At 60.0% G+C, this 11925-nt stretch carries 13 protein-coding genes; 8 read left to right on the forward strand and 5 right to left on the reverse strand.

Annotated features, from left to right (window positions below; genetic code table 11):
- Positions 1–20 precede the first annotated feature (20 nt).
- Complete coding sequence (locus IGW04_RS18135; RefSeq protein WP_194714495.1) at positions 21–176, reverse strand: hypothetical protein; 156 nt, start codon at positions 174–176, stop codon at positions 21–23.
- A gap of 9 nt (positions 177–185) precedes the next feature.
- Between IGW04_RS18135 and IGW04_RS18140 the strand changes: the two genes are divergently transcribed.
- Complete coding sequence (locus tag IGW04_RS18140) at positions 186–1334, forward strand: ABC transporter substrate-binding protein (RefSeq protein WP_194714496.1); 1149 nt, start codon at positions 186–188, stop codon at positions 1332–1334.
- A 2-nt stretch (positions 1335–1336) separates the two neighbouring features.
- Here the strand turns inward: IGW04_RS18140 and IGW04_RS18145 are convergent, their stop codons facing one another.
- Positions 1337–1546, reverse strand: coding sequence for a hypothetical protein (locus tag IGW04_RS18145; protein ID WP_194714497.1), 210 nt, complete (start codon positions 1544–1546; stop codon positions 1337–1339).
- On the opposite strand from IGW04_RS18145, the gene IGW04_RS18150 reads away from it, so the two are divergent.
- Positions 1490–2710, forward strand: coding sequence for a diguanylate cyclase domain-containing protein (locus tag IGW04_RS18150; RefSeq protein WP_323744879.1), 1221 nt, complete (start codon positions 1490–1492; stop codon positions 2708–2710). The genes IGW04_RS18145 and IGW04_RS18150 overlap by 57 nt on opposite strands.
- Positions 2711–2955: 245 nt before the next feature.
- A complete protein-coding gene (locus IGW04_RS18155; RefSeq protein ID WP_194714499.1) occupies positions 2956–3192 on the forward strand; it encodes a hypothetical protein in 237 nt (78 codons plus the stop codon).
- Here IGW04_RS18155 and IGW04_RS18160 read toward each other — a convergent pair.
- On the reverse strand, positions 3173–5578 hold the full coding sequence (locus tag IGW04_RS18160) for a putative bifunctional diguanylate cyclase/phosphodiesterase (RefSeq protein WP_194714500.1): 2406 nt from the start codon (positions 5576–5578) through the stop codon (positions 3173–3175). The two genes, IGW04_RS18155 and IGW04_RS18160, sit on opposite strands and share 20 nt — an antisense overlap.
- Positions 5579–5937: 359 nt before the next feature.
- Between IGW04_RS18160 and IGW04_RS18165 the strand changes: the two genes are divergently transcribed.
- The 4 genes from IGW04_RS18165 (at position 5938) to IGW04_RS18180 (ending at position 9391) form a co-directional block, all read left to right on the forward strand.
- A complete protein-coding gene (locus tag IGW04_RS18165) occupies positions 5938–6582 on the forward strand; it encodes a response regulator (protein WP_194714535.1) in 645 nt (214 codons plus the stop codon).
- Positions 6583–7026: 444 nt separating this feature from the next.
- Entirely contained in the window at positions 7027–7848 is an 822-nt protein-coding gene (locus IGW04_RS18170) for a Crp/Fnr family transcriptional regulator (RefSeq protein ID WP_194714536.1), read from the forward strand.
- Positions 7849–7863: 15 nt separating this feature from the next.
- The gene (locus IGW04_RS18175; protein WP_194714501.1) at positions 7864–8796 is read left to right on the forward strand and encodes a response regulator; all 933 of its coding nucleotides are present in this window, start codon (positions 7864–7866) and stop codon (positions 8794–8796) included.
- Between the two features lie 31 nt (positions 8797–8827).
- A complete protein-coding gene (locus IGW04_RS18180; protein ID WP_194714502.1) occupies positions 8828–9391 on the forward strand; it encodes a response regulator in 564 nt (187 codons plus the stop codon).
- Here the strand turns inward: IGW04_RS18180 and IGW04_RS18185 are convergent.
- Entirely contained in the window at positions 9294–10118 is an 825-nt protein-coding gene (locus tag IGW04_RS18185; protein WP_228527184.1) for an IclR family transcriptional regulator, read from the reverse strand. The genes IGW04_RS18180 and IGW04_RS18185 overlap by 98 nt on opposite strands.
- 36 nt (positions 10119–10154) lie before the next feature.
- A complete protein-coding gene (locus IGW04_RS18190) occupies positions 10155–11687 on the reverse strand; it encodes a class I adenylate-forming enzyme family protein (RefSeq protein ID WP_194714503.1) in 1533 nt (510 codons plus the stop codon).
- A 55-nt stretch (positions 11688–11742) separates the two neighbouring features.
- Between IGW04_RS18190 and IGW04_RS18195 the strand changes: the two genes are divergently transcribed.
- Positions 11743–11913 carry a hypothetical protein gene (locus tag IGW04_RS18195; protein ID WP_194714504.1) on the forward strand — a complete coding sequence of 57 codons (171 nt, stop codon included), beginning with the start codon at positions 11743–11745 and terminating at the stop codon, positions 11911–11913.
- The last annotated feature ends 12 nt before the right edge of the window (positions 11914–11925 follow it).

Here is an 11925-nt window from a genome sequence, read left to right on the forward strand (position 1 = left end):
CGGAATAATTTCCGAAACGATCACGGGGTTTTCACCGATGGCGTTTCATCCCGCCGACAACGTGCAGCCGTCTTCGAATTGCCGGCGTCCACCATGAATTTCTTAAAATCAATATAAATATTGCCTGTGAGCATCCATTTTTCTGATACATTCGAGTTGCCGTCAAGATTGCCCAAAGGCTACTCATGTTTTCCCTACCCAATCGCATCGCCCGCAGCCTCGCCTGCCTGTTGCTGGTCCTGTCGCCCATCGTCAGTCGCGCCGAAGCCGGCGTGAGTCCCAACCGCATTCTGCTGGGCCAGTCAGCTGCCTTCAGCGGCCCCGCTGCCCAGTTGGGCATAGACCTCAATGCCGGCGCACGGCTGTATTTTGACCAGGTCAACAGACAGGGTGGGATTCATGGCAGGAAGATTGAGATCGTCACTGCCGATGACAAGTATGAGCCGGCGCTGACTGTCGAAAATACCCGGCGCCTGATACAGAATGACCAGGTGTTTGCGCTGTTCGGCTACGTCGGCACGCCAACCAGTAATGCTGCACTGCCTGTCTTTACCAGCGCCAGAGTGCCATTTTTCGCACCTTTCACTGGCGCCCTGTCCCTGCGGGAGCCATTCAACCGTCAGATATTTCATATTCGTGCCGGCTATGTGGAAGAAACCGAACATCTGGTCGATCAACTGGCACGCGTCGGCATACGCAATATTGCTGCGTTCCACCAGAACGACGCTTACGGCCAGGCCGGCCTGGATGGTGTCAAGTGGGCGCTCGGCAAGCGCAGCATGATTCTCGTGGACAGCGCGACGGTTGAGCGCAACAGCAACAATGTCGGTCAGGCTGCGCAGCGCCTGCTGGCGAAGCGTCCCGACGCCATTATCCAGATCAGCACGTATGCTGCGTCGGCCGCCCTGGTGAAGCAGATGCGCACCGCGGGCTATACCGGCCAGTTCCATAATGTGTCCTTCGTCGGCAGCCAGCCGCTGGCGCAAGCTCTTGGCGCCGATGGCCAGGGTGTGGGCGTGTCGCAGGTCGTGCCGTTTCCCTGGAAAGCCTCGAACCCCGTGGTGGCGGAATACACCCGCGCGCTGAAGAACGAAGGCAAGGGCGAACCCAATTTTTCCAGCCTGGAAGGCTATATCGCCGCCAAGGTCTTTGCCGAAGGGCTGCGGCGTGCCGGTGCAGACCTGAACCGCGAGAAATTCATCGCCGCTCTCGAAACAATCACGCTGAAAAATTACGATATCGGTTTCCCGGTGGAGTTTTCGCCAACACGGCACACCGGCTCGACCTTCGTCGACATGACCGTCATTACCAAGAACGAAAAATTCCTCAACTGACCTTACCGGCTGTCGCGGCCTGTTCCTGCCGTGCCGGGCGACGCCTCTTCAGACAATCCATCTTGCCCGCCATGTCCGACCACTGCACCCTGCTCTACGCTGAATCCGATGCCCTGCGCGCACGTGACGTCCAGCGTCGCCTGGAACCGCATGGCATCGACGCCATACTGGTAAGCAGCGACATGGCCGGCATCACCGCGCTGTCGCAGCATCGTATCGATCTCCTCGTGGCAAATTTCCGGCTCGCCAGCGGCAGCGGCCTGGATATCCTGCGCGCCGCCCGCAAGTCCCGTCCCGACCTGCCCATACTGTTGCTGGTGGAACCGGCCGACCTTGGCCAGGCAGCACCGGCCTTGCGCCAGGATGGCCTGGATTATCTGGTCAAGGATAGCGATGAACTGTACATCGACCAGTTGCCTCGCCTTGCCAGGCTCCTGGTCCCGGCGCTTGCCGCGGACAACGGGACACATCGAAATACCCTCGAAGCCGCGCTGAAAAAGGAACGCAGCCTCGCGCTGGCAATCGCAGACAGCCAGGAAGGCGGCCTGGCCGTGTTCGACCCGGAATACCGCCTGCGCTTGTGCAATACCCGTTTTTCCGCCCTGCTCGACCTGCCGGAAAACCTGGCCAGCGACGGCTGCCAACTAGCCGACATTCTCCAGTACCGTGCTGCGCGTGGTGACTTTGGTGCCCATCTTTCCGCCGAAGTCGTCGAACAGCAAATGCGCCGACTGATATCCGAACCAACCTTTTGTTTCGAACAGGAATACCCGGCTGGACCGGCGTGCCAAGTAAGCGGTAACCGGCTCGAAGATGGCAGCCTGATGCTGAGATTCACCGAACTGGGCAGCACCGGACAGGCTGAACAGCACAACTGGCGCAATGCCAGCTTTGACAGCCTGACCGGCTTGCCTGGCAGAGCATTGTTCATGGAACTGCTAAAGCACCAGGTGCAGCGTGGCAGCCGGTGCGGCTACAACGGCGCCGCGCTCCTGCTGCTGGACCTCGACGGTTTCAGGCAACTCAATCAGGCCTATGGCGGCCGCCACTGCGATCAACTACTCGCTGAAGTGGCGCGACGGCTGATGCGCGCAGTACGGGAATCGGATGTCGTCGGCAGGCTCGACGGCGACCAGTTCGGCATCCTGGTGGTCGACGTCAACACGTCCGAAAACGCCGAGATCGTCGCAGGCAAGCTGCTGGCGGCGATCGCCAGGCCATTCAGGATAAACGGCATGGAGATCAGGATAACGGCCAGTATCGGCATCTGTTTCCATCCGGCCGAACTGCACAGCGCAGCCACCCTCGCCGAGATGGTTGAGACAGCTGTCGACAGGGCAAAAACCGCGGGCAAAAACCGCTATATATTTGCGTGAAATCATGCGTGATGCGCACAGCGGCAAAAGCTGATGTAACATGCCGACTTCGGCGATTTTCGTGCAAATAACAAATAGATAATGCTTATTTGCAAGAAGATAACAGAATGCAGCTTTTTGAGCACACTCGCCGCGCCGATTCATCCTTTTCCTAAATCCTGGTAAGAAATTTACTTGGGGAAACTTTTGTTTGTCGCGATAATGTGTTGATCCTGTCGCTACGTCCCCGCTCATCAAGGTTTTTCATGAACAACCAGTCCAAACCCAACAAATCCCGATTCCTCTCCGCTTTTTCGAAGAATTACTCCGGCCCGCTGAGCCACGTTGCCCTGTCGGCACTGAGCGCCTGGATGATGGTCCAGGGCCTCAAGGGCCTGGCAGGCTTTACTGTCAGCACCCAGAGCGCGATGGCTGACCTGGTCGGCATCCTCGTCATTGTTGGCATTGCACGCTGGATGAGGGTCAAGCCGGACGCCAAATGAGCGAAGCGGCGTGATGCCGGTGCATGAAGTCACGCAACTGGTCGGCGGATAAGGGTTGGCTGAGGTAATAGCCCTGGATCGCATCGCAGTCATGACGCTGCAAAAAGCGCAATTGATCGGATGTTTCTACGCCTTCGGCAATGACTTTCAGATTGAGTGCATGCCCCATCGCGATGATGGCCTTGACGATGGCGACATCGTTTGGCTCGCCCGGAATGTCCTGCACGAAAGATCGGTCTATCTTCAGGCTGTCTACCGGGAAGCGTTTCAGTTGCGCCAGCGACGAATAGCCGGTGCCGAAGTCGTCGACCGCGATCCGGACGCCAATCGCCTGCAACGCGGATAACACTTTCATCGCCCGCGCCGGATCCTCGATCACCAGGCTTTCCGTCACCTCGAGTTCAAGCAGTTCACCGTCGAGGGCATAGCGCCGGATGGCGGATTCAATATTGACCGCCAGCGCCGGGTCGGCAAACTGGCGCGCCGACAAATTGATGGCAACTGGCAGTACGGCCTCGCCTGTCGCGCGCCAGTCCGCCATCTGCCGGCAGGCTTCGTGCAGTACCCAATTGCCGATGTCCATGATGTCGCCGGACGTTTCGGCGATGGGAATGAACATCGCAGGCGACAGCATGCCGTATTGCGGATGAATCCAGCGCACCAGGGCTTCCACTCCCATCACCTGGCCGGACTGGAGATCAAGCTTGGGCTGGTACAGCAGACACAACTCCTTGCGCTGCGCCGCGCCGGGGAGATCCGCCCTCAATGCCAACCGCTGCACCGAAGCGGCCAGCATGTCAGCAGCATAATGACAGATGGCATTGCCACCCTGAGCCTTGGCCTGGCTCATTGCCAGGTCGGCGCCACGCATCAGGGCCTGGGCATCGTCGCCATCGTCCGGAAAGAGGCATAAGCCTATGCTGGCCGTCTGGCGAAACACCCGCAGGTCGACTTCGACCGGCTCCGCCAGTGCCTGCACCAGTTCATGCGCCAGCGACTGCAGACTTTCCAGCGAGGACGGATTGCGCACCAGAACGACGAACTCATCGGCACCCAGCCGGGCAGTCTCGTCGGTTGTGCCTGCCACCTGCCGCAAGCGCCGTGCCGTCTGCCGCAGCACGGCATCGCCTGCCTTCTGCCCCAGGCTTTCATTGACCAGTTTGAAGCGATCCAGATCGATGCACAGCAGGCCCGCTGCCTGGCCGCGCCGACGGGCCTGATGCAACTCATCCTCAAGCAGTTGCTGGAAACGATCGCGGTTGGGCAGGCCAGTCAATGCGTCATAGCTTGAAAGATCGCGTATCTGGCGCTCGGCAACATAGGCGCTGACGGCAACGCCGGCCAGGTCGGCCGCGGCGGCCAGCATCTGCATGTCGAATTCATGCGGCACGCCTGGTACGCGATGATAGATCGCCACGGTGCCCAGTACCTGGCCCGACTTGCCGAAGAACGGCCTGGAGTAGCAAGCCGCCAGTTTGTTGGGCACCGCCAGATCCTGGTAATTCCGCCACAGTGGATCACTGGCGATGTCGGTGGTAATGACCGGTGCGCGCCGGTATGCGGCGGCGCCGCAGGAGCCGGTAGCCGGATCCACCGTCAGCTGCAGGATTGCCTGATGAAATGACGATGGCAGCGACGGCCCGGCGGAACGCTCGAAATGCTCGCCGTCCTCGCTCAGCAGGAGTACTGAGCACAGCGCGTCCGGCGCCAATTGCTCGACCATGCGCGCGATGTCGTCGAGGATGGCCTGCAGGTCATCGCCATGCAGGACCATTTTCATCACCCGCGCCTGGGCTGTGAGAAACCGGGACAATACATGCGTTTTCGGGAGAGCAGAGCCGGCTGGCTGGGGCACGCCGCTGACGGCAGGCAGCTTCGCGCTTTTTCCCGGCGGCAGGTCGCGTCCCTGCAATGCTTGCAGCGACGCTCCATTGGCAATTGGATGGAGCATGGCCACGATGCGGGTAACATGGCCACCTTCGTCAAACGCCATGCCGCGCATGCGTGCTGTGACCGGCAGCCACCCTTCAAGGGCACGAATGCGAAAATCAACGGTAACGATTGGCATGTTTCGCGCCAGACAACGGCTGATTGCCGCGTTCAGTTCGCCGTGATCATTTGGGTGAAGCAATGCACGCGCTGCCATCGAGTCCAGGTAGGTCGGGGCGGTGTCGTCTTGTTGCGCTGCTGCGCCATGGCTCAGGATACAGACCAGATCGTCCTCGATCTGCCATATCACGGTCGTCGTTTCAAGCGCGTTGCTGACAAGCTCGAGCACGGAGGCAGCCATTTCCCTGCCCGATTCAGTACTCAAGTCATCGCCTTGTCCTGACCCGACGTGGTTCATTGCCACCCCTGTTATCCGCCGATCCATCGCTAACGGCACCGCGTCTAATTACCAAAAAACAGTTTCATTACAAGAAACCAACCGTATGGTCGCACCTGGGTGAATCGAACTGTATGCGCAGAATCATTCTTCGGCCAATATTTATCCTGCGTTGTTTATCTATCATGCAACTGAAATCCCACGCCCTGCTACTGGAAGTCAGGCAGCAGAGTGGCCGAATCAGGAAATGACGGAGCCAATTGACTGCTTTAACCATCAAACATTATGAAAAGTACAGCATTCACTAGGCGTACCAGCGCAACCTATCTATACTTTCGCAAGCACTGGACATGCACGTCAGGCAACATCTGATCGTACCAGAGATTTCCAACAAGAAATTTGCCGAAGGCAAGCCGACCATGATTCGCATCGTAATTGCTGATGACCACACCATCATGCGCGAGGGACTCAAGCGCATTCTCGATGGCGCAGACGACATTGAAGTGGTGGGAGAAGCGGTAGATGGCTTTGAAGTTCTGGCCCAGGTTCGCAAGGGAGGATTCGACCTGCTCATGCTGGACCTGTCGATGCCAGGCCGCAGCGGCGTCGAACTGATCCGTCAGATCAAGGACGAGATGCCCAAGCTCAACATACTGATCCTGACGATGCATGAAGAAGAACAGTATGCGGTCCGCGCCATCCGGGCTGGTGCCCGTGGTTATCTGACCAAGGAGAGTGCAGGCACCCAGCTTGTCAGCGCAATACGCCGGGTGGCGTCGGGAAGGCCTTACATCAGCATCGAGGTTGCAGAGCAACTGGCCATGGAAGCCATGCCTTCGGTAGAAGAACTACCGCACAAATATCTTTCCGATCGGGAATTCGAGGTGTTCAGCCTGCTCGTCATTGGAAAATCGATTACCGAGATTGCGGAACTGCTGCATCTGAGCGTCAAGACCGTTAGTACGCACAAGACCCGTATCCTGCACAAGATGGGCATGCCCTCCCTGGCCGAGTTGGTTCAATACGCGGTAGCGCACCGGTTGCTGATGCCGATGCGGCTGTGATTTTCGATCATCCTTGACTTCTTAGTACTTGTTTCCTCAGGCTTTCCGGCTTTAAAACCATCACGCAGGTCTTTGATCGCACCGTTTGTCTGACAGCGGCCGTGTAGGACAATGGTAGGAAAATCCCTACACCCTCATTCAGCGCATCCCGATAGTCAGTAACCGCCAGTATTGGGATACTGCCCACGTGTTTCACGCGCCTTGCTTCTTACGGTAACAAACCTGACTGCCGAACTCGAAGACGCACAAACCGTGCGTCATCTATCCCGCAGGCAAGGCACGCAAGACATTAACGTCATGCAATACCATTGCCGGAGACCGATCATCATTCCCTTTCCGGCCCGACGCTCTATCTATGCACTGATTTGGGAGATCGCTATGGGTGCCACGCAAGTTCAAGAAAACCGTTCCGAAGCCAGTGCGATGTCGATGCGCTTGCCGCCGATGGAAGCCGGCTGGCAACGCCAGGGAAAACTCTGGTCCAATTTGAAAGAATTGTGCGCGCTGCTGCGGATTCCGGCTACATCGACGATGAACGATGACGACTTGCTGTTCCAGCATGTGCAGTTCAAGACCGGGCAACGCATTCACACCATAGGCCAGCCGTTCGATACGCTGTACATCGTTCATTCGGGTTTCCTGAAAACAGTGCTGATCGATGAATACGGCAATGAACAGGTGTTGAGCTTCCCGATGAAAGGCGACCTGTTCGGCGTCGACGGCATTCATACCCGGCGTTACGCATCGGAAGCAGTTGCCTTGTCCAATTGCGACCTGGTATTGCTGCCATTCAAAAAATTTACCGCCCTTGGCCGGACGCACATCGAGCTCGAGCACGCGATGTATAGCGTGATGAGCCGGGAACTGGTGCGCGAGCAGTCCATGGTCAGCATGCTGGGCGCGCTCAGTGCCGAGGCCAGAGTGGCGCGTTTCCTGGTGTCGCTGTCGGAACGCTTTGCCGACATGGGATATTCCAGCAAGCTGTTCAACCTGCGCATGACGCGCCACGAGATTGGCAGCTACCTTGGCCTGACCCTGGAGACAGTGAGCCGCACGCTGTCCGCATTCAATGAGATCGGGCTGATCACCGTCGACCAGCGTTCGATCGGCATTTGCGATGCCGACGCCTTGCGTACCCTGCGCCGCCTGCCGCCGTCCACCACCCGCAACCGCCAGGCTGCCGGCCGCAAGAACCGGGCGGCGCCCGTGACGGACGAGCCATCCGGCGCCGAGCCTGCAACCTGGGATCAATTGATGAGCGCCTGACAGGCGCTGCCTCTTTTGACAGCCGGCACGGGTGGGGCCTACCATAAGTCCCCGCCCGTGCCGGCTGTTCATGGCCATGATGTCTTGCACGGCCTTCCAGAACAAACCGAAAGCCACATGCCATCTGACGGACTGTCTTCAGCCATGGATGCCGGCCGCCGAATCCCTGGCGCAATGGCGCGCCGCATTCTCGTCGCGGATGACAGCCCGGTCAATTGCATCGTGGCCCAGCGCATGCTGCATAGCCTGGGCTTCTCTTCCGAAATGGCGACCACCGGCATGCAAGCCCTGGAACGCCACAGGAAACGTCCTTATGACCTGATCCTGATGGACAGTCAGATGGCGGGCACGAACGGGTTTGAAGCAACCATGCGCATCCGTACCATACAGCGGCATGGCACGGTGCCGTTAATCGCTTGCACTACCGCGTCGTCGGATGAGCAACGCAACGCCTGCCTGCGCGCGGGCATGGATGATGTCTGCGTCAAGCCTCTGCAACCCGTGCCGCTGCGCAACCTGCTTCTGCTTTGGCTGCCACCGCATACCGTGGAAGAAGCCAGCCGGCGCGATGCGATGACCCGGGCCGAATTGCTGTCCCTGGCCAGCTTGTTCGGCGCTGGCTTTGACGATGTCGCACTGACCTTCCGAAGCGATACGGAAGCACGCCTGACTGCATTGCGGCAAGCGGCTGCCGGAAGCGACATGATGCAGATGCGCAAGGTGGCGCATGCGCTTGCCGGCAGTTGCGCCTCGATTGCCGGATGGCGAATGGCGGGACTGTGCCGGGTGCTGGAACTGAAGTGCCAGGCAGGACAACGCGCCGGGCTGACCCGTCTTATGTCAGAGATCGGCAAGGCGTATTGCAGTTTCAATTTGCAGCTCGATCATGTGCTGCGTTGCCAGCAGTTGAGCCAGGCCAATGAGCATTCATCGCCGACGCGATACTAATACGCCCGTTCCGTCATTTGGGAGTTCACGCATGGAGATTTCATGGCCACTCGTTCCACCTGCGGTTTCCCGCTGTGCGCTGGTGATCGATGACAGTTCTGTGGAGCGGATGCTGGCAACCGCCGTCTTGCAGAAGCTGGGCTTTGCAGTGCATTGCGCCGGCACAGCCGAGGAAGCGCTGGCGTTGCTGGCCCGTCGATGCGTCGACCTCGTGATGTGCGACCTTGCCCTTCCAGGCATGGATGGCCTGGCCCTGCTGACAGCACTACGCGCTTGTCCTGCGTCACCGCCCTGCATCGTTCTTTCCGCGCACGACGATCCGCGTCATGCGCTGGCCGCCATGCGCGCCGGTGCGCGCGCTTATCTGGTCAAACCCCTGCGCCTGGCCGACATGCGCGAGGCGGTCGCTGAAATCTATCCGGCGCAGCAGCCGGAAACCGCGGCTGACCCGGTTGCCGCCACGGCGGCAGGCGCCAGCGCGGCAGATGCGAGCACCGTCAGCCGTAGTGCGCGACGGAAGGCCGCCGCAGTTGTGCAACCAGTTCGATCAGCCTTGGCCGTACTTCTTCAAGCAGGAATTCGCGCGACAGGTTGAACGCCGGTCCGCCGCAATTAATGCTGAGTGGCGCCGCGTTTTCCGTTGGCCTGAAAGCCACCGCAATCGCATTCACATCCGGCTGCCAGTCGCCGAACGAGGTACAGCAACCCAGCGTGTGATACTCGTCGACTGACCGCATTACCCGGTCGCGCAGCGCTGGCCAGGCCAGTTCATCGAGGTCGCGCACCCGCTCCAGGATGTCGTTGCGTTCGTTGGCGGAGACTTCCGCCAGGTAGGCACGACCCATCGCGGTGCTGGCCACCGGAATGCGCGCGCCCACGTCCAGGCGCAGGGTCAGCGCCGCCTGGCTGCGGCAGTTCTCAACGTAGATCATGCTCAGCCGGTCACGCATGCCCAGCGACACCATCGTATGCGAGAAGTCGGCCAGTTCCTGCATCAAGGGCCGCGCCATCTGCCGTATGTCCAGCCGGGACAGCATTGCGCTGCCCAGCGCCAGGGTCGCGGTGCCGAGCCGGTACTTGCCGACCTGTTCGTCGTATTGCAGGTACCCCAGCTTGGTCAGCGTATAGGTCAGGCGCGAGACAGTGGACTTGGGCAGCTTGCTGCGCTCGGCAAGTTCCTGATTGCCCAGCAGCTTGTCTCCCGAGCGGAAGCAGGCCAGCAGCTCCAGTCCCCGCGCCAGGGCGGTGACAAAATGCCGGTCTTCCTTGATATTGGGCCGGCTCAGGATGGCATCGGGCGACGTCATCAATTGTTGCGTCATGGTCTTGCTCCCTGGTTATCGATGTCAACGCCGTTGTCAGTAGCCGGCAGAGGCCATGCGCTGCAATTCCTTCTTGAGGATCTTGCCCGTCGCTGCCGCCGGCAGGTGTTCCATGATCACGATCCGGCTCGGCACCTTGTATGGCGACAGCCGTTCCCTGGCATAGGCACGCAGCGCTTCCTCGTCGATCTGCGCATCGCCCACGATCTCGACAAAGGCCATCACTTCCTCGTTGCCTTCGACGGCACGGCCGACCACGGCCGACTGCACCACAGCGGGATGCGCATTGAGCACCTGCTCGACTTCGATCGGGTAGACATTGAAGCCGGACCGTATGATCAGCTCCTTGCTGCGTCCGACAACGTGAAAGGCGCCGTCGGCATCCATGCGCCCGAGGTCGCCGGTACGCAGCCAGCCATCCTCGATGATGGTTTCGGCGGTCAGTTCAGGCGCCTGATAGTAGCCCAGCATCACGTTCGGCCCGCGCACCTGGATCTCGCCCACGCCCTGCGGATCCTGCTCGGCGCCATGCAGCCGCACTTCCACGCCGGGGATCGCCTGTCCGACCGAGCAATCGGTGCGCGGCGCATCTAGCCTGGTCTGGCAGATCGAGGGCGATGCCTCGGTCATGCCGTAACCATTCTGCAGAGGCAGATGGAAGGACTTTTCGAATGCCGACTTCAGGGCCGGCGTCAGCGGCGCGCCGCCGGACTGGGCAACCCGCAGGTGCGGCGCCGGCAGCGGATTGCCGCTGCTTTCGCTCCAGGCCAGCAGCTTGGCATACATCGCCGGCGCGCCGTGCATGACGGTCACGCCACGCATGGCCAGCGCATGCGCCAGGGACGCTTCCGAGAAGCGCGGCACCAGCATCAGTGTGGCGCCGCTGATCATTGATGCCACCAGCAAGGCCGAGAGCCCGTACACATGGGACAGCGGCAGCACGCCGTAGACCGTGTCGCCCGGCGCCAGCCCGCGCATTCGGCGATTGTTGTTGCCAATGAAAAGCAGATTGGCATGGCTCAGCATCACGGCCTTGGGCGCACCGGTGGTGCCGGAGGTATACACCAGCACGGCAGGCTGGCGCTGGGCGGCATCAAATACCGGCTCGGGCTCGGTGCGTATATTCAGAGGGCCGATGGCGACCTGCCCGATCACGGGCCATTGCTGCGATTCCGCTCCGCGGGCTTGGCCATGCGCCTGCGCCGCAGCGGAACCGGTGCCGAAATACAGGGTGCGGCGCGCGCCGGAATGCGTAATGAAATTATCGATCTCGCGGGCCGACAGGCGCGCGTTCACCGTAGCTGACCAGGCGTCAAGCTGGCTCACCGCCAGGATGCACACCGCAAGGGCCACCGAGTTCTCGGCAACCAGCAACACCCTGTCGCCAGCGCGCACGCCGGCCGCCGCCAGTTGCGCCGCCACCGCGCTGACCGCATCAGGCATGTCACGGTAGCGCAGGGTCAGGTGGTCGTCCGTCAGGGCAATATTGTCGGGATGGCTCGCAACCCACGGCAGAAAAGCCTCGTGGATGCGGCGCGGCAAAACCAGTTCGGCCGCTTGATTCAGCATATTGTCTCCTCGCATGCTGTCGCGCATGCATTCTGTTTCAGGCGATACTGTCATAATGGAACCCAAAAATCAATTTCATTCAGAACTGAGTTCTGCACTGCAAAACCGCTATTCTAGTGTGATTTGGCTTGCCGTGGTAAACCGCCTGCCGTCGCGGGCATTGCCTTCCATCAATCAAATTACCGCCATGCGCGCAATTCTTGACATCTCCATGGCACTCACATAGAGTTCCGCATGC

This window comes from Noviherbaspirillum soli, assembly GCF_015352955.1.
Classification (GTDB): Bacteria; Pseudomonadota; Gammaproteobacteria; order Burkholderiales; family Burkholderiaceae_D; genus Noviherbaspirillum_A; species Noviherbaspirillum_A soli.